The organism is Escherichia sp. WS1450 (genome assembly GCF_046487395.1).
GTDB lineage: Bacteria > Pseudomonadota > Gammaproteobacteria > Enterobacterales > Enterobacteriaceae > Escherichia > Escherichia coli.
Map to the genome: position 1 here is coordinate 173008 of NZ_JBJQJO010000007.1, position 22502 is coordinate 195509.

At 52.7% G+C, this 22502-nt stretch carries 18 protein-coding genes; 6 read left to right on the forward strand and 12 right to left on the reverse strand.

Annotated features, from left to right (window positions below; translation table 11 throughout):
* Positions 1 to 135 precede the first annotated feature (135 nt).
* The 7 genes from kefC to ACJHYR_RS11125 all read right to left on the reverse strand — a co-directional run bounded on the left by kefC (position 136) and on the right by ACJHYR_RS11125 (position 7366).
* Positions 136 to 1998, reverse strand: a complete 1863-nt coding sequence (kefC, locus tag ACJHYR_RS11095) for a glutathione-regulated potassium-efflux system protein KefC (RefSeq protein WP_000377114.1) — start codon at positions 1996 to 1998, stop codon at positions 136 to 138.
* Complete coding sequence (gene kefF, locus ACJHYR_RS11100) at positions 1991 to 2521, reverse strand: glutathione-regulated potassium-efflux system oxidoreductase KefF (RefSeq protein ID WP_000600725.1); 531 nt, start codon at positions 2519 to 2521, stop codon at positions 1991 to 1993. The genes kefC and kefF overlap by 8 nt, the downstream gene beginning before the upstream one ends.
* A 107-nt stretch (positions 2522 to 2628) precedes the next feature.
* Positions 2629 to 3960 (reverse strand): MFS transporter, encoded by a 1332-nt coding sequence (locus ACJHYR_RS11105; protein ID WP_001183198.1) that lies wholly within the window; start codon positions 3958 to 3960, stop codon positions 2629 to 2631.
* Positions 3961 to 4018: 58 nt separating this feature from the next.
* Positions 4019 to 4306 (reverse strand): ferredoxin-like protein FixX, encoded by a 288-nt coding sequence (gene fixX, locus ACJHYR_RS11110; RefSeq protein ID WP_059328245.1) that lies wholly within the window; start codon positions 4304 to 4306, stop codon positions 4019 to 4021.
* Positions 4303 to 5589 (reverse strand): FAD-dependent oxidoreductase, encoded by a 1287-nt coding sequence (locus tag ACJHYR_RS11115; RefSeq protein WP_001287739.1) that lies wholly within the window; start codon positions 5587 to 5589, stop codon positions 4303 to 4305. Before ACJHYR_RS11115 ends, fixX begins: the two co-directional genes overlap by 4 nt.
* 50 nt (positions 5590 to 5639) lie before the next feature.
* Positions 5640 to 6581, reverse strand: coding sequence for an electron transfer flavoprotein subunit alpha/FixB family protein (locus ACJHYR_RS11120; RefSeq protein ID WP_001091477.1), 942 nt, complete (start codon positions 6579 to 6581; stop codon positions 5640 to 5642).
* A 14-nt stretch (positions 6582 to 6595) separates the two neighbouring features.
* On the reverse strand, positions 6596 to 7366 hold the full coding sequence (locus ACJHYR_RS11125; protein WP_000692217.1) for an electron transfer flavoprotein FixA: 771 nt from the start codon (positions 7364 to 7366) through the stop codon (positions 6596 to 6598).
* Between the two features lie 472 nt (positions 7367 to 7838).
* Between ACJHYR_RS11125 and caiT the strand changes: the two genes are divergently transcribed.
* From caiT to caiE, 6 genes are all read left to right on the forward strand, one after another.
* A complete protein-coding gene (gene caiT / locus ACJHYR_RS11130; RefSeq protein ID WP_000787103.1) occupies positions 7839 to 9353 on the forward strand; it encodes an L-carnitine/gamma-butyrobetaine antiporter in 1515 nt (504 codons plus the stop codon).
* 30 nt (positions 9354 to 9383) lie between these two features.
* Complete coding sequence (caiA, locus tag ACJHYR_RS11135; RefSeq protein WP_000347117.1) at positions 9384 to 10526, forward strand: crotonobetainyl-CoA dehydrogenase; 1143 nt, start codon at positions 9384 to 9386, stop codon at positions 10524 to 10526.
* A 117-nt stretch (positions 10527 to 10643) separates the two neighbouring features.
* Complete coding sequence (gene caiB, locus ACJHYR_RS11140; protein WP_000349941.1) at positions 10644 to 11861, forward strand: L-carnitine CoA-transferase; 1218 nt, start codon at positions 10644 to 10646, stop codon at positions 11859 to 11861.
* 72 nt (positions 11862 to 11933) lie between these two features.
* Positions 11934 to 13487: a crotonobetaine/carnitine-CoA ligase gene (caiC, locus tag ACJHYR_RS11145; protein ID WP_001306200.1), complete on the forward strand. Its 1554-nt coding sequence runs from the start codon at positions 11934 to 11936 to the stop codon at positions 13485 to 13487.
* A 108-nt stretch (positions 13488 to 13595) separates the two neighbouring features.
* Positions 13596 to 14381, forward strand: a complete 786-nt coding sequence (caiD, locus tag ACJHYR_RS11150; RefSeq protein WP_000004399.1) for a crotonobetainyl-CoA hydratase — start codon at positions 13596 to 13598, stop codon at positions 14379 to 14381.
* 5 nt (positions 14382 to 14386) lie between these two features.
* Positions 14387 to 14977, forward strand: a complete 591-nt coding sequence (gene caiE, locus ACJHYR_RS11155; RefSeq protein WP_072837375.1) for a carnitine operon protein CaiE — start codon at positions 14387 to 14389, stop codon at positions 14975 to 14977.
* 118 nt (positions 14978 to 15095) lie between these two features.
* On the opposite strand, the gene caiF is transcribed toward caiE, so the two are convergent.
* The 5 genes from caiF to rihC form a co-directional block, all read right to left on the reverse strand.
* Positions 15096 to 15491 carry a carnitine metabolism transcriptional regulator CaiF gene (caiF, locus tag ACJHYR_RS11160; RefSeq protein ID WP_000333125.1) on the reverse strand — a complete coding sequence of 132 codons (396 nt, stop codon included), beginning with the start codon at positions 15489 to 15491 and terminating at the stop codon, positions 15096 to 15098.
* A 260-nt stretch (positions 15492 to 15751) separates the two neighbouring features.
* Complete coding sequence (carB, locus tag ACJHYR_RS11165; protein WP_001126365.1) at positions 15752 to 18970, reverse strand: carbamoyl-phosphate synthase large subunit; 3219 nt, start codon at positions 18968 to 18970, stop codon at positions 15752 to 15754.
* A 17-nt stretch (positions 18971 to 18987) separates the two neighbouring features.
* Entirely contained in the window at positions 18988 to 20136 is a 1149-nt protein-coding gene (gene carA, locus ACJHYR_RS11170; protein WP_059328244.1) for a glutamine-hydrolyzing carbamoyl-phosphate synthase small subunit, read from the reverse strand.
* A gap of 455 nt (positions 20137 to 20591) precedes the next feature.
* Entirely contained in the window at positions 20592 to 21413 is an 822-nt protein-coding gene (gene dapB / locus ACJHYR_RS11175; RefSeq protein WP_000543604.1) for a 4-hydroxy-tetrahydrodipicolinate reductase, read from the reverse strand.
* Between the two features lie 166 nt (positions 21414 to 21579).
* Positions 21580 to 22494, reverse strand: a complete 915-nt coding sequence (gene rihC, locus ACJHYR_RS11180) for a ribonucleoside hydrolase RihC (RefSeq protein ID WP_001239137.1) — start codon at positions 22492 to 22494, stop codon at positions 21580 to 21582.
* Positions 22495 to 22502: the final 8 nt, after the last annotated feature.

A 22502-nucleotide genomic window follows, 5' to 3' on the forward strand; every position in this document is an offset into this window, starting at 1 on the left:
CGACTGGTGCGAGGATGATGTTGAGGAAAATTTTATATTCTGCTGGCGAGTCCACGCTCTCTCCCTGGACTCGCCGCATTACAATGAAACAAAAACAAACAGTTAGCTGTAAAGTGTGATTTACGTCACTCTTTATTAGGATGAGGGTTTTGTTTCCGGTTCATCCGCCATGTTGCCGGTATGTTTACCTTCTTCTGTTCCCTGCCAGCCATGTCGTTGAATTAATGACAGATGTTCGCGGTCCTCGGTAATGATCTCACTTAACATCGCGCTGGTGCGTTTATAGACCGCCGCGCGGGCTTTGGTGTCGTTCTCAACCATTGCCATCTCTTCCACCATCTGAATATTAAAGCGGCGGAACACATCGGCACGTTCTCGCGCTTCATACGGCCCCAGACCTAAACTTTCCAGTGCCAGACGCCCGGTTTTCAGCGCACCTTCGAAGGTTTCACGCTCCGGCTTTTCAACGCCTGCCTGACGCAAACGAATGTAGTGGTCGACATCGCGGGCGCGGGCAATAATCTGCAAATGCGGGAAATGTTCTTTCACCATCTCCGTCAGTTGCAGGTTGGTTTGCGGATCGTCGATGGCGTTAATCAGCACTTCCGCTTTCGCCGCTCCCGCAGATTCCAGTAAATCCATCCGCGTGGCATCGCCATAAAACACTTTCATACCGAATTTACGCAGCGTTTCGATATGGTCCGGGTCGTGATCGAGCACCACCATTTTCACCCCGCTGGAGAGCAGTAAACGTCCGGTGATCTGCCCAAAACGACCGAATCCGGCAATGATTACCCGCGGCTGTTCTTCGTCGATCTCATCGGCTTCACGCGCCTCTTCAGTAGAAGATTGCTCAAGGCGATTGAGGATCACCAGCAGAATCGGCGTTGCCGCCATCGACAGCGCCACCGCCAGGGTCAGCGATTTCGCCCACTCCGGCTCCAGCACATTCGCCATTTGCGCCGCACCAAATACCACAAAGGCAAACTCACTGCCCTGCCCTAACAGCACCGCAAACCAGCGACGCTGTTTATTTGGCACCTGCAACGGTCGGGCAATCAGCCACAGCATGGCGATTTTGATGATGAGGAAACCGAGCAGCAAAATGACAATGCGCAATGGGTTTTCAATCAGCGTGCCAAAGTCTATCGACATGCCAACACCGATGAAAAACAGCCCCAACAGCAAACCTTTAAATGGCTCGATATCGCTCTCCAGCGCATGACGGTATTCCGAGCTTGCCAGCAGTACGCCCGCCAGAAACGCGCCCATCGCCATCGACAAGCCAACCTCTTCCAGCAGCAAACCAAAGCCAAACACGAGGAATAACGCCACGGCACTAAACACTTCCCGCAAGCCAGAGCGGGCAACAAAACGCAGCGCCGGACGCGTGACATAGCGCCCCAGCAATACCACCAGCACCAGCGCACCCGCCACTTTTAACGCCGAGAGAGCAAATGCGCCCATCGTCGTCGAGGCACTGCTCGCTGCCAGTAGCGGGATCATCGCCACCAGCGGGATCGCCGCGATATCCTGGAACAGCAGCACCGCAAAGGCACTGCGACCCATTTGCGTCACCATCAGATTGCGTTCATTCATCGCCTGCATGGCAATCGCCGTAGAAGAGAGCGCCAGCGTCATGCCGATCAATTCCGCGACCTGCCAGCGCAGCCCAAGTAACATACAGAACAGCCCCAGCAGGCCGCCGCAAATCACCATCTGCAATGCGCCACCACCAAACACTGCTGCACGCAGCTTCCACAGCCTTTGTGGATCGAGTTCGAGGCCGATAATAAACAGCATCAGTACCACGCCAATCTCGGCAAAGTGCAGAATAGATTCGGCATCGGTCACCAGTCGCAGCCCCCACGGGCCAATAATGCAGCCAGCGATCAGGTAGCCAAGTACCGATCCCAGACCAAGACGTACCGCAATGGGTACAATCAGCGCCGCCGAACCGAGATAAATCAGCGCCTGAATCAGCGTATGGCTATCCATGATGTGCCTCCTGCCATTCCAGCAGACGTTGCTTATAGTGACGCGCCTGCCCTTCGAGGGTTTCGTCGTCACAAATAAAGGTGCAGTGCATGGCAAACGGTGGCAGCCAGTTCAGCCCGCAGTAGATTGCCGTCGCCTGTAGCGGCTGTGACAGCACATCAAAGCCCGGATGCGCACCAATTTCAAAATGGCTTTCCCCGCCGCCGGTCGTCACCGCCCACAGCAAATGTTTGCCATGCAGCGCCGTACCGCCGTGACCGTAAGCCCAGCCGTGCGAGAAAACTTTATCGATCCAAAGTTTGAGGAGCGGTGGAATGCTGTACCACTGCATCGGGTGCTGCCAGACGATCAGATCGGCGCGAGACAGCGCCTCCTGCTCGGCGGCAATATCGATATTGAAGTCAGGATAGAGTTGATAAAGAGAGCGAATTTCGACGCCTTCCAGCGTCCTTGCCTGTTCAAGCATCCGTTTATTCGCATGGGAATGATGCGGATACGGATGCGCATAAATTATAAGAATCATAGGTAGCCCGCGTGATTACGCCTTTGTTTTCCCACAAAGTGTAGTCATATATTCACGCGGCTTATAGTCAATAATATTGATTCAGAAAAGAGAGAAATCTGAACAAATTATCCCATTCTCTGCCCGCGGATCGTCATATTGCTGGTCTGCGCCAGTGACATCCCTCGAGTCTCCGGGGCAAACGCTACGGAAATCAACAAGCCAAACAGCGAGATACCCGCCCCCATTAACATCGTGTTACTGATACCGTAATTATTGATAAAGATCGGCAGTGCCCAGGTCGAAACAATAGTGCCAATACGGCTTAAGGACATAATCACGCCCACGGCAGAGGCGCGGATATCCGTCGGGAAGAGCTCATTAGGATAGAGCCACTGCAAATTACCCGGCCCACCAGAGAAAAAGGCATACACCGCAAATGCCATCACTACCAGCCAGATCCCCATATCCGGGATCAGCCCCAAAACCGCCAGCGCCAGCGTCATCATGGCAAAGCTGCCAATCAACAATGGACGCCGTCCGGCAGTGTTTAACCACAGCATCGGTGGAATACAGCCGAGCATAAAGAACAGGCTAATTACCACGTTCCCCAGTGCCGCGTTTTTGCCAACCCCCAATCCCAACAAACCAACGATTTGCGGGCCAAAGGTGTAAATGGCGAACATCGGGATCACCTGGCAGGTCCAGATGGCGGCAACAAACAGAACAAAAGGAAAATGGCGGCGATTAAACAGATCGCGAAAACGGGTTTGCTGCGGCTGCTCTTCATCGAAAGCCACCGGTTCGCCAAACAGTTTGATCATCATCTCTTCGCACTCTTTTACTCGCCCTTTGCGTAACAACCAGCGGGGAGATTCAGGCAGTTCGAATCGACCAATCAAAATCAACAAACAGGGGATCGCTGCGCTACCCAGCATCCAGCGCCAGCCGCCTTCCACATCATAAAGCCAGTAGCCGACCAGATCGGCGCAGGTCGCGCCGACATACCACATCGCGGCAATAAAGCTGATGGAAAACGCCCGCTGACGGGTACTGGAGAACTCAGTGATCATCGAAGTGGCGATGGGATAATCTGCACCGATGACAATGCCGATAAGTACCCGCATCACTAACAGTTCGACGGGGGATGAGACAAACATCGTCGCCACCGATATCACGCCGATGGCGATGATATCAATGAGGAACATTTTGCGCCGTCCGACTTTATCGGAGATATAGCCAAACAGCGATGTGCCAACGAACAGCCCGGCGAGCGTTCCCGCGCCCAGCAAGCCAATCCAGTCAGCGTCCAGTTTCAGCGCCGGAGTCAGTTGCTCCAGCGCCACGCCAATCATTACCAGTACATAACCATCCAGAAACGGACCACCGCTTCCCCACAGCAAAATGCGGCGGTGAATAGAAGAGAATTTAAGATCGTCAAAGTTTCTGGACGGTTGCATGGGTTATTCCTGTTTTTTTGCAATGAGAGTCAGTACGGCGTTACGTATCAAACCAACATCAGCCGTAACGAAACTCCACACCAAAGGTGCCGCGCGGGTATTCCCACTGTTCCAGCGCCGACCCCAGCCCCAGAATGCGGCAGGTACCACATTCCAGACATCCGGCATAATCGAAACGCACGCTGCCGTCATCCTGCTTCTTGTACAGACGTGCGGGGCACGCTTTCACCAGCAGCTCCAGCGCCTGTTTATCGGCATCGGCCTTCACAACAATGTGCGGATGCTCTTCATCGACATTGAATTTATTGACGCCCAGTTTGACGTCCACATTGACGGGAGAAGTCATAAAACGGTCACTCCTTTCATGCCATCCTTGATCAGATTGATGAAGCCCACTTTCTTACCGTGGCGGAGGATTTTCTTGCGCATCAGTTCCGGCGCACTGCCGTCAATGGTGAACAGGTCACGCGCCACGCCCACCGCCAGTTCCGGGTAGCCGCTAAACATGCGTGGGTTATCAAGGAACGCCGGTAGTTTCTGGTACATACGCATATCGCGCAGCGGGCCACTCTCAAGATGCTGACGATATTCCGCCAGTTTTTGCTTACTGAAATCGTCGCTTTTCATCGCTGAAAGCACGGTTTTTGCTGCGGCTTCCCCGGCGGCAATCGCCAGATCCATACCGCGAATGGTAAAACCGAGGTTCATACACATTCCGGCGGCATCACCGGCAATCAGTACGCCGTCACCGACCAGCTCCGGCAGCATGTTGATGCCTGCTTCCGGCACTACGTGAGCGGAATATTCCACCAGCTTGCCGCCTGCGATCAGCGGTGCAACGGCCGGATGTTGTTTGAAATCTTCCAGCATTTGCGGCACCGATTTTTTCGCGTCATGCAGATGATGCAGACCACAAACCAACCCCAGCGACAGAGTGTTTTCATTGGTATAAAGAAAGCCGCCGCCCATCAGGCCATCGGTGGGTGATCCCGCAAACAGGCAAGCCGCGCCCTGATTACCCTGCAACTGAAAACGGTCTTCGATTACCGACTTCGGTAACTCGATCAGTTCCTTCACGCCAACCGCCACATCCGTCGGTTTAACACGTTTTGCCATCCCCAGCTTTTCGGCAAGGATGGAGTTCACCCCATCAGCAAGGATCACCGTTTTCGCTTCAATCACATCACCATCGGCTTCTACACCGACAACTTTGCCATCGCGCTGTACGAGGTTATCGACGCGGATCCCGGTAATTAACTGCGCGCCCGCTTCTTCGGCCTGCTCCATCAACCAGGCATCAAATTTACTGCGCAAAACGGAGTAAGAACGCTGGGATGGCGAGGTTTCGTCACCGTTGCAGTAGTCCATAGTCATCGCTGACTTTTCCGTCATAAACGCGAGTTTTTCATGGGTGATCAGGCGTTCTACGGGGGCGGATTCGGCGAAACCTGGAATAATGTGTTCCAGACTGTGGGCATAGAGACGCCCGCCAGTAACGTTCTTGGCACCTGCGGAATTGCCACGCTCGATAACTAACACTTGCGCCCCTTCGCGGGCTAGCACCAGTGCGGCAACCGAACCGGCAAGCCCAGCACCGACGATGATGGCGTCAAAGATATCTTCGGACATAAGAGCTCCCTGTCAGCGGCAGGGCCAAAATGCAGCCCTGCCAGAGTGGATCAACGCGCTAAAGCTGCGGTCAGTGCCGGAAGGATCTTCACGGCGTCGCCAACAATGCCGTAATCCGCGTACTGGAAGATCGGCGCATTTTTATCTTTGTTGATGGCGAAAATGGTTTGCGACGCGTTAGCGCCAACCATGTGCTGGATCTGCCCGGAGATCCCCACCGCCAGGTACAGTTCAGGTTTCAGCATCAGGTTGGAGATACCGACATAGCGTTCGTGCTCCATCCATTTTTCGTTTTCTGCCACCGGACGAGAACAGGCCAACTCCGCACCTATCGCCTTACAAAGCTGTTCTGCCAGCGCAATGTTATCTTTGCTGCCAATGCCGCGACCGACGCTGACCACCAGACGGGCTTTGTCGAGATCGACGCTGTTGCTCTGGCGCGCCTGGGTTGCCGTGCGGGCAATCGCCACAGCCGGAGCCTGCCACTCCACGGTGTGCGTTTCGCCAGTGCGTGACGCGTCTGGCTGAGCCGCATCAAACGTGCCGCTGCTGATGGTCAGTACCGCATACGGCGTGGCAATGCGTTCTTCGCCAATCGCCAGACCGCCGTAAACCATGTGTTTCACTGTCGCTTTACCGTCCTGTACGCTGACGGTGCTGGCATCGTTAGACACCGCCGCTTTAAGGCGATAACCCAGTTTTGCCGCCAGTAATTTGCCGCGACGGGTGTTTGGCAGCAGCACCAGACCGTCTGCGCCGTGCTGGCGAATAGTGTCAGCCATGACACCGGCGTAATCTTCGATCATCCGATCGTCCGGTTTGCCGTTTAATTTCCAGACATGATTAGCGCCTAGCTGGATTGCCTGTGCGCCGTCGGCATCATTGAGGACAAAGGCATTGATTTGATTAGCTAAAGCCTGCGCACCATTCATCAGTTCCGGCAGACGAGAAGGGGTATCGCTGAATACCCAGACTTGAGAAAACGTGTTCATAGCATCCCCTGTAATTAAATGACTTTGCGAAGATTTTCAGCAAATGCGGCGATCTGTTCTTCGCCGTCGCCTTCAATCACGATGCGCTGACGCTCGCGCTGTTTCGGCGCGGCAACCTGTTGTTCTGACCAGGCTGCCTCTGCATTAAAACCGATATCCGCCGCCGACCATACCTGGACTGGCTTTTTCGCCGCGCCGAGAATGGCTTTCATCGAAGGAATTTGTGGGGAGTTGATATCAGTGGAAACAGCAACAACCGCAGGCAGCGGAATGCTTAAGGTTTCTGTTTCATCTTCCAGTTCGCGCTCAACGGTGAGGGTATCTGCCGTCAGGGAGATAATTTTGCTGACGCCGTTAACTGCCGGAATATTGAGGATTTCGCCTACCAGCAAACCAACCTGCTGGGCATAAAGGTCGGAAGAACCATCGCCACAGAGGATCAAATCAAAGCCTGCTTTCTGGGCGGCTGCAGCAAGTACGCTCGCCGTTTGTTGCGGCAGTGCCTGCTCGAACTGGTCATCAATCACCACAATCAGTTCATCCGGACCGCGCGATAGCACATCTTTACGCCCTTTGGCGTTGGTCAGGGCTTTACCGCCCACACTTAGGGCCGTCACCTGCGCCTCTGCTGCCTGTTGCTTTAGCTGGCAAGCCGCTTCAATAGCGTTGAGATCGTATTGGCTTATTTTGGCATCGGCTTTACTGAAGTCTAACGAACCATCAGCATTATTGACCGCAATATCCTGTTCATCAGGCACGCACTTATAGCAAGTAATAATCTTCATTGCATCTCCAGAAATCATGAAGGAAACGTCGTTCATATCGGTGGTGTTAATTACAGATATCACGCCCTTTAATTTGGAAATAAAACTTTAATCACCAATATTGAAAATGTCACACGCAGATAAATCCAACTTTCAATATTGTTAAGTCCCTCACCAATATTGAAAACATGGCGTAGCAAAAAGAAATTTTCAATATTGCTTTATGGATCACCAATATTGAAAGTCAGATGCTATTTTTTTACTCACAATCAAACTTATCACATTGATAAACAATGAATATTTACACAAAGACGCCCTGTTTTTACCCGATAAAAAACTGTGACTAACATCACAGAACGCAGCCAATTGAATACCCATTATGAGTTAGCCATTAACGCGTCCACGAGGTTAATAATAATTATATTAAATGTTAACAAAAATAAAACAAACGGGAACGCAAAATAAATATTCGTTTTCACAGTGGAATTAACTCATGAAGAATGAAAAGAGAAAAACGGGAATAGAACCGAAGGTTTTCTTTCCGCCATTAATAATCGTCGGCATACTTTGTTGGCTTACAGTCAGAGATCTGGATGCAGCGAATGTCGTTATTAATGCTGTATTCAGTTACGTCACCAATGTATGGGGATGGGCATTTGAATGGTATATGGTAGTGATGCTTTTCGGTTGGTTCTGGCTGGTGTTTGGCCCGTATGCCAAAAAGCGTTTAGGTAACGAACCACCTGAATTTAGTACCGCCAGTTGGATCTTTATGATGTTCGCCTCCTGTACGTCTGCTGCCGTACTGTTCTGGGGATCGATTGAGATCTACTACTACATCTCCACCCCGCCGTTTGGCTTAGAACCGAACTCGACAGGGGCGAAAGAGTTGGGGCTGGCTTACAGCTTGTTCCACTGGGGACCTCTGCCGTGGGCCACTTACAGCTTCCTTTCAGTCGCCTTCGCTTACTTCTTCTTTGTCCGCAAAATGGAAGTGATTCGCCCCAGCTCGACACTAGTGCCGCTGGTAGGTGAAAAACACGCCAAAGGGTTGTTCGGTACCATCGTCGACAACTTCTATCTCGTCGCCTTGATCTTCGCGATGGGCACCAGTCTGGGCCTTGCCACGCCGCTGGTGACCGAGTGTATGCAATGGTTGTTTGGCATTCCGCATACCCTGCAACTGGACGCTATCATCATTACCTGCTGGATTATCCTCAACGCCATTTGCGTCGCCTGCGGTCTGCAAAAAGGGGTACGTATCGCCAGTGACGTGCGTAGTTACCTGAGCTTCCTGATGCTGGGTTGGGTGTTCATTGTCAGCGGTGCCAGCTTCATCATGAACTACTTCACCGATTCGGTGGGGATGTTGCTGATGTATCTGCCGCGCATGTTGTTCTATACCGATCCCATCGCTAAAGGCGGCTTCCCGCAGGGCTGGACCGTGTTCTACTGGGCATGGTGGGTGATTTACGCTATCCAGATGAGTATCTTCCTCGCCCGCATCTCCCGTGGTCGTACCGTGCGTGAACTGTGCTTCGGCATGGTGCTGGGGCTGACAGCGTCAACCTGGATCCTGTGGACTGTACTCGGTAGTAACACTCTGCTGTTGATAGATAAAAACATCATCAACATTCCAAATCTGATCGAACAGTACGGTGTGGCGCGCGCCATCATTGAAACCTGGGCCGCTCTGCCACTCAGCACCGCCACCATGTGGGGCTTCTTCATCCTCTGCTTTATTGCCACCGTTACGCTGGTTAACGCCTGCTCTTATACCCTGGCGATGTCCACTTGCCGCGAAGTACGCGATGGTGAAGAACCACCGCTGCTGGTGCGTATCGGCTGGTCAATTCTGGTTGGCATTATCGGTATTGTTCTGCTGGCGCTCGGCGGCCTGAAACCGATTCAAACCGCCATTATCGCCGGAGGATGCCCGCTGTTCTTCGTCAACATTATGGTGACGCTCTCCTTTATTAAAGACGCGAAACAGAACTGGAAAGATTAATTACCCCCCAAAATATCAAGAGGTTGAAAGATGGATTTTAATTTAAATGATGAGCAGGAACTGTTTGTCGCCGGTATCCGCGAACTGATGGCCAGCGAAAACTGGGAGGCCTATTTTGCCGAGTGCGACCGTGACAGCGTCTACCCGGAACGTTTTGTCAAAGCACTGGCGGATATGGGTATCGACAGTCTGCTGATCCCTGAAGAGCACGGTGGTCTGGACGCGGGGTTTGTTACTCTCGCCGCCGTGTGGATGGAGCTGGGACGTCTGGGGGCACCAACCTATGTGCTGTACCAGTTGCCGGGCGGGTTCAATACCTTCCTGCGCGAAGGCACACAAGAGCAGATCGACAAGATTATGGCTTTCCGCGGCACCGGTAAGCAGATGTGGAACTCAGCGATTACCGAACCGGGCGCGGGCTCCGACGTGGGTAGCCTGAAAACGACTTATACCCGTAGAAATGGTAAGATTTATCTTAATGGTAGTAAGTGTTTTATTACCAGCAGCGCCTACACCCCGTACATCGTTGTGATGGCGCGCGACGGGGCTTCTCCGGACAAACCTGTCTACACCGAATGGTTTGTTGATATGAGCAAACCGGGCATCAAAGTGACCAAACTTGAAAAGCTCGGTCTGCGTATGGATAGCTGCTGTGAAATCACCTTTGACGATGTGGAACTGGACGAGAAAGACATGTTCGGTCGCGAAGGTAACGGCTTTAACCGCGTCAAAGAAGAGTTCGACCATGAACGTTTCCTGGTAGCCCTGACCAACTACGGTACGGCGATGTGCGCCTTTGAAGATGCGGCGCGCTACGCCAACCAGCGCGTGCAGTTTGGCGAGGCTATTGGTCGTTTCCAGTTGATTCAGGAAAAATTCGCCCACATGGCGATCAAATTAAACTCCATGAAAAACATGCTGTATGAAGCAGCGTGGAAAGCAGACAACGGCACCATCACCTCTGGCGATGCAGCGATGTGCAAATACTTCTGCGCCAATGCGGCATTTGAAGTGGTGGATAGCGCAATGCAGGTGCTGGGCGGTGTCGGGATTGCGGGCAACCACCGCATCAGCCGCTTCTGGCGTGATCTGCGTGTAGACCGCGTCTCCGGGGGATCTGACGAAATGCAGATCCTGACGCTGGGTCGCGCGGTGCTGAAGCAATACCGCTAAGTCCGTGCGCTGCCTGATGCGACGCTGACGCGTCTTATCAGGCCTACGGTCGGCCGGATAAGGCGTTTACGCCGCATCCGGCAGTCATGCGCTACATAAATTTTTCAGGAGCTAATAATGGATCATCTACCCATGCCGAAATTCGGGCCGCTGGCCGGATTGCGCGTTGTCTTCTCCGGTATCGAAATCGCCGGGCCGTTCGCCGGGCAAATGTTCGCAGAATGGGGCGCGGAAGTTATTTGGATCGAGAACGTCGCCTGGGCCGACACCATTCGCGTTCAACCTAACTACCCGCAGCTCTCCCGCCGCAATTTGCACGCGCTGTCGTTAAATATCTTCAAAGATGAAGGCCGCGAAGCGTTTCTGAAATTAATGGAAACCACCGATATCTTCATCGAAGCCAGTAAAGGTCCGGCATTTGCCCGTCGTGGCATTACCGATGAAGTCCTGTGGCAGCACAACCCGAAACTGGTTATCGCTCACCTGTCCGGTTTTGGTCAGTACGGCACCGAGGAGTACACCAATCTTCCGGCCTATAACACCATCGCCCAGGCCTTCAGTGGTTACCTGATTCAGAACGGTGATGTTGACCAGCCAATGCCTGCCTTCCCGTATACCGCCGATTACTTTTCTGGCCTGACCGCCACCACGGCGGCGCTTGCAGCACTGCATAAAGTGCGTGAAACCGGCAAAGGCGAAAGCATCGACATCGCCATGTATGAAGTGATGCTGCGTATGGGCCAGTACTTCATGATGGATTACTTCAACGGCGGCGAAATGTGCCCGCGCATGACCAAAGGTAAAGATCCCTACTACGCCGGTTGCGGTCTGTATAAATGCGCCGACGGCTACATCGTGATGGAACTGGTGGGCATTACTCAAATTGCAGAGTGCTTTAAAGATATTGGCCTCGCACACCTGCTCGGTACGCCGGAAATCCCGGAAGGCACTCAGCTTATCCACCGTATCGAATGCCCTTACGGCCCACTGGTAGAAGAGAAACTCGATGCCTGGCTGGCGGCACATACCATCGCAGAAGTTAAAGAACGCTTTGCCGAACTGAATATCGCCTGTGCCAAAGTACTGACCGTGCCGGAACTGGAAAGCAATCCACAGTATGTGGCTCGCGAATCAATCACTCAGTGGCAAACGATGGATGGTCGCACCTGCAAAGGGCCGAATATCATCCCGAAATTCAAAAATAACCCCGGACAAATCTGGCGCGGAATGCCCTCACATGGCATGGACACGGCTGCCATTTTGAAAAATATCGGCTACAGCGAAAACGACATTCAGGAGTTGGTCAGCAAAGGTCTGGCCAAAGTTGAGGACTAAACGCGTGGCGTCAGTCAACTTGCCTGACTAGCGCCCGCCCAATAACAAACGAACAAAATGGATAGAGGTGCAATGGATATCATTGGCGGACAACATCTACGTCAAATGTGGGACGATCTGGCGGACGTTTACGGTCATAAAACGGCGCTGATTTGTGAATCCAGCAGCGGAGTCGTTAACCGGTATAGTTATCTTGAGTTAAATCAGGAGATTAACCGCACGGCAAACCTGTTTTATACGCTGGGGATTCGCAAAGGCGACAAGGTTGCTCTACATCTCGACAACTGCCCGGAATTTATCTTTTGCTGGTTCGGGTTGGCAAAAATTGGCGCGATTATGGTGCCGATTAACGCCCGCCTGTTGCGCGAAGAAAGCACGTGGATCCTGCAAAATAGCCAGGCGTGCCTGCTGGTGACCAGTGCGCAATTTTATCCTATGTATCAACAGATTCAGCAGGAAGATGCCTCTCAGTTGCGGCACATTTGCCTGACAGATATGGTACTTCCCGCTGATGATGGCGTGAGTTCGTTTACTCAACTGAAAAATCAACAACCTGCCACCTTGTGCTATGCACCGCCGCTATCGACTGACGATACGGCGGAAATTCTCTTCACCTCCGGCACCACCTCCCGACCGAAAGGGGTGGTGATAACTCATTACAACCTGCGCTTCGCTGGATATTACTCCGCCTGGCAGTGTGCACTGCGTGACGATGACGTCTACCTGACGGTAATGCCTGCGTTTCATATCGATTGCCAGTGTACTGCGGCGATGGCGGCGTTTTCTGCCGGGGCCACCTTTGTGCTGGTCGAGAAATACAGCGCCCGCGCCTTCTGGGGACAGGTGCAGAAGTACCGCGCCACCATTACCGAATGTATTCCGATGATGATTCGTACGTTGATGGTGCAGCCGCCTTCAGCCAACGATCGGCAACACTGCCTGCGGGAAGTGATGTTTTATCTCAACCTGTCGGAGCAGGAAAAAGACGCGTTTTGTGAACGCTTCAGCGTTCGCTTGCTGACGTCTTATGGGATGACGGAAACCATTGTGGGCATTATCGGCGATCGCCCTGGCGATAAACGGCGCTGGCCGTCGATTGGTCGGGCGGGGTTTTGCTACGAAGCGGAGATCCGCGACGATCACAATCGTCCCCTCCCGGCTGGTGAGCTCGGTGAAATCTGTATTAAAGGCGTACCAGGGAAAACCATCTTCAAAGAGTATTTTCTCAACCCGAAAGCCACTGCGAAAGTACTGGAAGCCGATGGCTGGCTACATACCGGCGATACCGGATACCGCGACGAAGAGGGCTTTTTTTATTTCGTCGATCGCCGCTGCAATATGATCAAACGCGGTGGCGAGAATGTCTCCTGCGTGGAGCTGGAAAATATCATCGCCACCCATCCAAAAATTCAGGACATCGTGGTTGTGGGTATTAAAGATTCGATACGCGATGAAGCCATCAAAGCATTTGTGGTGCTGAATGAAGGTGAAACATTGAGCGAAGAGGAATTTTTCCGCTTCTGCGAACAAAATATGGCGAAATTTAAAGTGCCCTCTTATCTGGAGATCAGAAAAGATCTGCCACGTAATTGCTCGGGGAAAATAATTAGAAAGAATCTTAAATAAATGAAACGGCAGGGAACTACCCTGCCAGCTAATAATCACGATCTAAAACAATATGCATTTTTTGCAGAGATGTTGTCGTCCCTGAAAAAGCAAAAATGGAGAAAAGGAATGAGTGAATCATTACATCTGACCCGCAATGGATCAATTCTGGAAATTACCCTTGATCGCCCAAAAGCGAATGCTATTGATGCAAAAACCAGCTTTGAAATGGGCGAAGTATTTCTAAATTTCCGTGACGATCCGCAATTACGTGTCGCCATTATTACCGGTGCCGGAGAGAAATTCTTTTCCGCGGGCTGGGATTTAAAAGCGGCAGCAGAAGGCGAAGCACCGGATGCTGACTTTGGCCCGGGTGGTTTTGCGGGATTAACCGAAATTTTCAATCTCGACAAACCAGTTATCGCCGCTGTGAACGGCTATGCCTTTGGCGGCGGCTTTGAACTGGCACTGGCGGCAGATTTTATTGTCTGTGCCGATAACGCCAGCTTCGCCCTGCCGGAAGCCAAACTGGGCATCGTTCCTGACAGCGGCGGCGTGCTGCGTCTGCCGAAGATCCTGCCGCCTGCCATCGTCAATGAAATGGTGATGACCGGCAGACGAATGGGCGCAGAAGAGGCGCTGCGTTGGGGGGTAGTCAACCGCGTGGTTAGCCAGGCGGAACTGATGGATAACGCCCGCGAACTGGCGCAGCAGCTGGTTAACAGCGCTCCGCTGGCGATTGCGGCGCTGAAAGAGATCTACCGCACCACCAGCGAAATGCCGGTAGAAGAAGCGTATCGCTATATTCGCAGCGGCGTGTTGAAACACTATCCGTCGGTTCTGCATTCGGAAGATGCCATTGAAGGGCCGCTGGCGTTTGCCGAGAAGCGCGATCCGGTGTGGAAAGGACGTTAACAACCGTGAGCTATTACGCCTTTGAGGGGTTAATTCCGGTGGTTCACCCGACGGCGTTTGTCCATCCCAGTGCAGTCTTGATTGGCGATGTGATTGTGGGAGCCGGTGTCTACATCGGCCCACTCGCCTCACTGCGTGGTGACTACGGGCGGTTGATCGTGCAAGCGGGAGCCAATATTCAGGATGGATGCATTATGCATGGCTACTGCGACACTGACACCATCGTTGGGGAAAACGGTCATATCGGGCACGGAGCGATCCTGCATGGTTGTGTGATTAGTCGCGATGCACTGGTCGGGATGAACAGCGTGATTATGGATGGCGCGGTCATTGGCGAAGAGAGCATTGTTGCCGCCATGAGCTTTGTCAAAGCGGGCTTTCGCGGCGAGAAACGCCAGTTGTTGATAGGTACGCCAGCCCGCGCTGTACGCAATGTTAGTGACGAAGAGTTACACTGGAAACGGTTGAATACCAAAGAGTATCAGGATCTTGTCGGGCGCTGTCATGCATCGTTGCATGAAACGCAGCCATTGAGGCAAATGGAGGAAAATCGCCCCCGTTTGCAGGGGACGACGGATGTGACGCCGAAACGGTGATCTTGCCGGATGCGGCGTAAACGCCTTATCCGACCTGGCTGGAAAGCAACCGTAGGCCAGATAAGATGCGCCAGCATTGCATCCAGCAACCAGGCTGCGTGGTATCAACGAAATGACATTAACGACGCATACTCTTTGACAGCATCATCTGCCACTTCTGCTCGCGGTTAAGTTCCGTGAGCGGAACGGCAGGAATACGCGGTGTCTTTCTTACGCCGACTAATTTTTCCCGACTGTTATTGCGCAGGCGCGCGTAAATTTGCTCATCGATATCGACCACTTTAACCAGTCGCTGACACTGGCATCCCCGCCCTTCCAGCTTATTAGGGATCATCTTAACTTCGCAGCTTATTTCTGTGACTTCCGACAGAATATAAGTCAGGGTATTAACCGCCTTGCTGTGTTCAATATCGAAATGAATAGAGATCTCTCTTGCTATCACCCACCGATTTTCAGCCATCATCCATTCGGCGATTAACAAGTAGAGTGGTTTTTCAACATATCCTTCACACATACGAACTCCAGTTTCACAAATTAAAAGTCTGGCTATGACTCGTTTTGAAGCAATTAAACAAGGCCATATTAAAATTGTGGATATATCGATAGTATGCAACTTCACCGTCGATAAGTGTGAGCTAAATCCTGCTTATGTCATCAAAAATATCGATTCCCCAAAAGATTTACTTAATGGGCAAAAAAAACGGTCCTCATCAGAGAACCGTATTAGTTATTCGATCAAATTAGCGGATGAAAAATATCCGCCATGACACGCTATTATTTGATCTGCGCGTGCATTTCCTGCACCGAAATTACTTTTTCAGTCGCATCGGCATTCAGCGCCATCGCGGTAGCGAAACCACCGTTCAGGGTGGTGTCATAATGCACTTTATATTGCAGCGCACTGCGACGGATCACGCGGGAGTCTTCAATCGCACGACGGCCTGAGGTGGTGTTGATGATGTAGGTATATTCGCCATTCTTGATGCGGTCCTGAATGTGCGGACGTCCTTCATGCACCTTGTTTACCAGACGCGGATTGATACCCGCTTCGCCCAGCACAATCGCCGTGCCGTGGGTCGCATCCAGCTCGAAGCCCTGTTTCAGCAGTTTTGCCGCCAGGTCCACCACGCGTTCTTTGTCGCCTTCGCGCACGGAAAGCAACGCACGACCGTGTTTCTTCATGGTGGAGTTGCTGCCCAGCTGCGCTTTGGCAAACGCTTCAGCGAAGGTGCGGCCCACGCCCATGACTTCCCCGGTAGAGCGCATTTCTGGCCCTAACAGCGGGTCAACGCCCGGGAATTTGTTGAACGGCAGCACCACTTCTTTCACCGAGTAGTACGGCGGGATAACTTCTTTGGTTACGCCCTGCTCAGCCAGCGATTTGCCAGCCATCACACGCGCCGCCACTTTTGCCAGCGGTACGCCGGTGGCTTTGGAGACGAACGGAACGGTACGCGCCGCACGCGGGTTAACTTCAATCAGGTAGACTTCGTTGTTTTTAACCGCAAACTGCACGTTCATCAGGCCGCGCACCTGCAATTCGAAGGCCAGTTTCTGCACCTGCTGGCGCATCACATCCTGAATTTCCTGACTTAAAGTGTAGGCTGGCAGAGAACATGCGGAGTCACCGGAGTGCACGCCCGCCTGCTCAATGTGTTCCATGATGCCGCCAATCAGCACCATTTCGCCGTCGCAGATAGCATCCACGTCAACTTCTACTGCGTCATCAAGGAAATGATCCAGCAACACTGGCGCATCGTTAGACACGCTAACCGCCGTCTGGAAGTAGCGACGCAGGTCAGCTTCGTCATAGACGATTTCCATCGCCCGACCGCCGAGAACGTAAGACGGACGTACCACCAGCGGGTAGCCAATCTCTTTCGCTTTCTCAACCGCCATTTCGATGGTGGTAACGGTGGCGTTCGCCGGTTGTTTCAGTTTCAGACGCTCAACCGCATGCTGGAAGCGTTCACGGTCTTCCGCACGGTCGATGGCATCCGGGCTGGTACCGATAACCGGTACGCCAGCAGCTTCCAGCGCGCGCGCCAGTTTCAGCGGGGTCTGACCGCCGTACTGGACGATAACGCCTTTCGGCTTCTCAATACGCACAATTTCCAGCACGTCTTCCAGAGTTACCGGCTCGAAGTAGAGGCGGTCGGAAGTGTCGTAATCAGTGGAGACGGTTTCCGGGTTACAGTTAACCATAATGGTTTCGTAACCGTCTTCGCGCAGCGCCAGTGAGGCGTGTACGCAACAGTAGTCGAATTCGATACCCTGACCGATACGGTTCGGGCCGCCGCCGAGGACCATGATTTTTTCACGGTCAGATGGGTTGGATTCGCACTCTTCTTCATAAGTGGAGTACATATAAGCGGTGTCGGTAGCGAACTCTGCCGCACAGGTATCCACGCGCTTGTAAACCGGGTGCAGGTCATACTGGTCACGCAGCTTACGGATTTCTGCTTCACGCACGCCCGCGAGTTTTGCCAGACGCGCGTCGGCAAAGCCTTTGCGTTTCAACTGGCGCAGGAAGTCAGCGTTCAGGCCAGTGATGCCCACTTCCGCCACTTTCTCTTCCAGACGCACCAGCTCTTCAATCTGTACCAGGAACCAGCGGTCAATGTTGGTCAGGTTGAAGACGCCGTCTACGGACAGGCCCGCGCGGAAAGCATCGGCGATATACCAGATACGCTCTGCGCCAGCGTCTTTCAGCTCGCGGCGGATTTTAGTCAGCGCTTCCGGGTCGTCGAGACTCACTTTCGGATCGAAGCCGGTCGCGCCCACTTCCAGGCCGCGCAGCGCTTTTTGCAGGGATTCCTGCTGCGTGCGACCAATCGCCATCACTTCGCCAACCGATTTCATCTGAGTGGTCAGACGGTCGTTCGCCCCGGCGAATTTCTCGAAGTTGAAGCGAGGAATTTTGGTGACCACGTAGTCGATGGACGGCTCGAAGGAGGCCGGAGTACGCCCACCGGTGATGTCGTTCATCAGTTCGTCGAGGGTGTAACCCACCGCCAGTTTCGCCGCCACTTTGGCAATCGGGAAACCAGTGGCTTTCGACGCCAGCGCCGAAGAACGCGACACGCGCGGGTTCATTTCGATAACAATCAGGCGACCGTTTTTCGGGTTCACCGCAAACTGGACGTTGGAACCACCGGTTTCAACGCCGATTTCACGCAGCACCGCCATCGAGGCGTTACGCATGATTTGATATTCTTTGTCGGTCAGCGTTTGGGCTGGCGCGACAGTGATGGAGTCACCGGTGTGGATGCCCATCGCATCGAAGTTTTCGATAGAGCAGACGATGATGCAGTTGTCGTTTTTATCACGCACCACTTCCATCTCGTACTCTTTCCAGCCGATCAGCGACTCATCAATCAGCAGCTCTTTAGTCGGAGAGAGATCCAGACCGCGGGCGCAAATTTCTTCAAACTCTTCGCGGTTATAAGCGATACCGCCGCCGCTACCGCCCATGGTAAAGGATGGACGAATAATGCATGGGAAGCCCACGTCAGCGGCAACCGCCAGCGCTTCTTCCATGGTGTGCGCGATACCGGAACGCGCGGTTTCGAGGCCGATTTTCTTCATCGCCACGTCGAAACGGCGGCGGTCTTCTGCTTTATCAATCGCATCGGCAGTGGCACCAATCATGGTGACGCCGAACTCTTCCAGCACGCCCTGACGTTCCAGCTCCAGCGCACAGTTCAGCGCCGTCTGACCGCCCATAGTTGGCAGCACCGCGTCCGGGCGCTCTTTTTCAATAATCTTGCGTACCACTTCCCAGTGAATCGGCTCGATGTAGGTCGCATCAGCCATTTCCGGGTCGGTCATGATGGTCGCCGGGTTGGAGTTCACCAGAATGACGCGGTAACCCTCTTCGCGCAGGGCTTTACATGCTTGCGCGCCAGAGTAGTCAAACTCACACGCCTGACCGATAACAATCGGGCCCGCACCCAGAATCAGGATACTTTTTATATCTGTACGTTTTGGCATGGCTCTTTTACTCCTGATTACTTAGCGGTTTTACGGTACTGCTCAATTAACTCGATAAAGTGGTCAAACAACGGCGCTGCGTCGTGTGGCCCTGGGCTGGCTTCAGGGTGACCCTGGAAGCTGAACGCCGGTTTATCGGTGCGATGAATGCCCTGTAACGTACCGTCGAACAGGGATTTATGCGTGACACGCAGGTTTGCAGGTAATGTTGCTTCATCCACCGCAAAACCGTGGTTCTGGGCGGTGATCATCACCACGTTTTTCTCCACATCTTTAACCGGATGGTTGCCGCCGTGGTGACCAAATTTCATTTTGACAGTCTTCGCACCGCTCGCCAGCGCCAGCAGCTGATGACCGAGGCAGATGCCGAAGACCGGAATATCGGTTTCGAGGAATTTCTGGATGGCGGTAATGGCGTAATCGCACGGGGCCGGGTCGCCAGGACCGTTGGAGAGGAAGATGCCGTCTGGATTCATTTTCAGCACGTCTTCCGCAGAAGTTTGCGCCGGAACGATGGTCAGACGACAGCCTCTATCCACCAACATGCGCAGGATGTTGCGCTTGGCACCAAAATCATAAGCCACAACATAGAACGGCAGCTCGTCTTCTTTCTTCGCTTCTGGCAGGCCGCCGGTCAACGTCCAGCTCCCTTGTGTCCAGCTATAGGCTTCTGCGGTGGTCACTTCTTTTGCCAGATCCATGCCGTTCAGACCTGGGAACGCGCGGGCTTTTTCTAATGCCAGCGCCGCATCCGGGTTATCGCCTGCGATAATGCAGCCATTCTGTGCGCCTTTCTCGCGCAGTAAACGCGTCAGCTTACGGGTATCGATATCGGCAATCGCCACGATGTTATGGCGCTTCAGATAAGAAGAGAGGTCTTCGGTATTACGGAAGTTGCTGGCAATCAGCGGCAGGTCGCGAATCACCAGACCTTGTGCATGTACCTGAGAAGATTCTTCATCGGCGTCATTAGTGCCGACATTGCCAATATGGGGATAAGTAAGAGTAACGATTTGACGAGAATAGGAAGGATCAGTGAGGATTTCTTGATAACCGGTCATTGAAGTATTGAAAACGACTTCCCCAACCGCCGAACCTGTTGCCCCTATGGCCCGACCGTGAAACTGGGTTCCGTCTTCCAGAACCAATAGCGCTGACTTAATCAAAACACCCTCCAGAGAATATTCACTCACTTTATTTGCATATTAATTCACAATGATGACGTAAATCAATGCAAATCTGCTTACCGACGAATTTCTGGCAAACGGCGGCATTCTGGAGATATAGGCGCTAAAAGTCAACTTAATGGCGGGATTTTTTATATTATTTTGTGGCTCATGCATGTTTTACAAGCATTAAGCGACAAAAAGATCATATAACCTGTTCTGGAAAACGCTTGCGCAGCAAGAAGATTGCATGAAATAAAAACGAGCAGGAAAAAGTGGACCAAACGGTCAAAATTTACATTAAAACAACAAAAACAGAATACAAAACATGTAATTTTCAGCATTTGCATTAAATTTAAAAATATAACACCAAAAATAAAAGGGCTAAAAATTAAAGCCCTTTATATTCAATGAATTAAATGTGTTATTTTTGCATCACTATAAATATTTTGTGGTTACAGATTATTGAGATCAAGCACATCTCGCATATCAAAAAGACCACTTTCCTTACCACTCAACCACAAAGCCGATCTTACCGCACCGTTAGCAAATGTCATGCGGCTGGATGCCTTATGGGTGATCTCCAGACGCTCGCCAATATCGGCAAACATCGCGGTATGTTCGCCAACGATGTCACCTGCACGCACGGTGGCAAAACCAATGGTGCCAGGCACACGTTCACCGGTATGGCCTTCACGACTGTAGACCGCGCAATCTTTCAGATCTTTATCAAGAGCGTGGGCGATCGCCTCTCCCATTGCCAGTGCGGTGCCTGACGGCGCATCAACTTTATGTCTATGATGTGCTTCAATAATTTCGATATCGGTGTAGTCCCCCATCACTTTGGCTGCTTTCTCCAGCAGTTTAAGCATGACGTTAACGCCAACGCTAAAATTGGCTGCAAAGACAATCGCAATATCGGCGGCTGCGTCACGAATCGCCTGTTTACCGGCTTCGTCAAACCCCGTAGTGCCGATCACCATCCCTTTGCCATGCTGGCGACAAAAAGCGAGATGATTCAGCGTACCTTCCGGACGGGTAAAATCGATAAACACATCAAAATCATCTTTTACCGCATCGAGGCTGCTTTGCACGGTAACGCCTGTTTTCCCTGCTCCAGCCAGCTCACCGGCGTCGCTGCCCAGTAAAGAAGATCCTTCGCGCTCCAGCGCCGCGCCAAGCTGCACGCCTTCTAATGCCAGCGCCGCCTGAATCAACTGGCGGCCCATACGCCCCCCGGCTCCCGCGATGGCAACGCGGATGTTTGCATCATGCATAGCTATTCTCTTTTGTTAATTTGCATAGACCGTTTTCAGAGTAACCAGCGCATCGCTACGCCGCCAGCCAAAAACGCTGATAATTAGAAATTAATGATAAACAGGGAGGGATATCAGTGAAAGGCATGAGTCGATGGATGACTGCATGCCGATAACATGTGACAGGTTACGGCACCAGAGCCAGCACCTCAGCTACCCACTGCTGGAAGCCTTTTACATTCAGATCCAATGCCACCTGTACATTGGCTGGTTTGCCCAGGCAACCGTCGATATCAACCACCGTCGTGCCAGAGGTAAATTCGCCCTGCGTTTCCACTGCCACAAAACACGGCTTGAGAGTGAACAGGTCCGGGCGCACCAGCCAGGCGATGGCGCAGAGATCGTGCATTCGCAGTCCACTTTGCATACTGCCGCTACGGTAGTGACTAAACAGGGCGTGGAGCATTTTTCCGGTGCGATTCAACTCCGGCAAAGTAGCGAGATAGTCAGGGGTTAATATTGCCTGATTGGTGACATCCAGACCGCACATGACGATTTCGATGCCGCTACGGAAGACACAGGCTGCCGCTTCTGGATCGGCAGCGATATTAAACTCGGCGTTTGGTGTGCAGTTGCCGCGACCAGCAGAACCGCCCATGATCACCAGACGACGAATATACGGTTTACATTCCGGGCATTGTGAAAGTAACAGCGCAATATTGGTTAACGGGCCGATGGCCACCAGGGTAACAGGCTCAGGCGCACGCATCAGGGCATCACGAATCGCCAGAAACGCTGGTATCCCAAGTGGCTTTCGGTTGTGCTCAACAAAGTCGTAGCCAGCCATTCCCGATTCGCCGTGCACAGATGCCGCATCACGCGGTGCGCGTACCAGCGGCACAGCGGCTCCCTGGGCGAGCGGAATCTCCGCATTCCAGAAATGCAGCAGTTGCAGGGCGTTGCGGGTCGTTTTCTCAACCGAGACATTACCCGCGACGGTGGTCATCAGTTGCAGGTCGAGTTCGGGGGCAAAAATCGCGGCAGCAATGGCGACGGCATCGTCAATGCCGGGGTCAGTATCGAGGAAGATAGGTAAACGCATGTTTTCTC

Coding starts and splice junctions, on each gene's coding strand:
- caiF (WP_000333125.1), bottom strand. CDS start 15,491: ATGTGTGAAGGATATGTTGAAAAACCACTCTACTTGTTAATCGCCGAA.
- caiB (WP_000349941.1), top strand. CDS start 10,644: ATGGATCATCTACCCATGCCGAAATTCGGGCCGCTGGCCGGATTGCGC.
- dapB (WP_000543604.1), bottom strand. CDS start 21,413: ATGCATGATGCAAACATCCGCGTTGCCATCGCGGGAGCCGGGGGGCGT.
- ACJHYR_RS11105 (WP_001183198.1), bottom strand. CDS start 3,960: ATGCAACCGTCCAGAAACTTTGACGATCTTAAATTCTCTTCTATTCAC.
- fixX (WP_059328245.1), bottom strand. CDS start 4,306: ATGACTTCTCCCGTCAATGTGGACGTCAAACTGGGCGTCAATAAATTC.
- ACJHYR_RS11120 (WP_001091477.1), bottom strand. CDS start 6,581: ATGAACACGTTTTCTCAAGTCTGGGTATTCAGCGATACCCCTTCTCGT.
- rihC (WP_001239137.1), bottom strand. CDS start 22,494: ATGCGTTTACCTATCTTCCTCGATACTGACCCCGGCATTGACGATGCC.
- caiT (WP_000787103.1), top strand. CDS start 7,839: ATGAAGAATGAAAAGAGAAAAACGGGAATAGAACCGAAGGTTTTCTTT.
- caiC (WP_001306200.1), top strand. CDS start 11,934: ATGGATATCATTGGCGGACAACATCTACGTCAAATGTGGGACGATCTG.
- carB (WP_001126365.1), bottom strand. CDS start 18,970: ATGCCAAAACGTACAGATATAAAAAGTATCCTGATTCTGGGTGCGGGC.
- kefC (WP_000377114.1), bottom strand. CDS start 1,998: ATGGATAGCCATACGCTGATTCAGGCGCTGATTTATCTCGGTTCGGCG.
- kefF (WP_000600725.1), bottom strand. CDS start 2,521: ATGATTCTTATAATTTATGCGCATCCGTATCCGCATCATTCCCATGCG.
- caiA (WP_000347117.1), top strand. CDS start 9,384: ATGGATTTTAATTTAAATGATGAGCAGGAACTGTTTGTCGCCGGTATC.
- ACJHYR_RS11125 (WP_000692217.1), bottom strand. CDS start 7,366: ATGAAGATTATTACTTGCTATAAGTGCGTGCCTGATGAACAGGATATT.
- caiD (WP_000004399.1), top strand. CDS start 13,596: ATGAGTGAATCATTACATCTGACCCGCAATGGATCAATTCTGGAAATT.
- ACJHYR_RS11115 (WP_001287739.1), bottom strand. CDS start 5,589: ATGTCCGAAGATATCTTTGACGCCATCATCGTCGGTGCTGGGCTTGCC.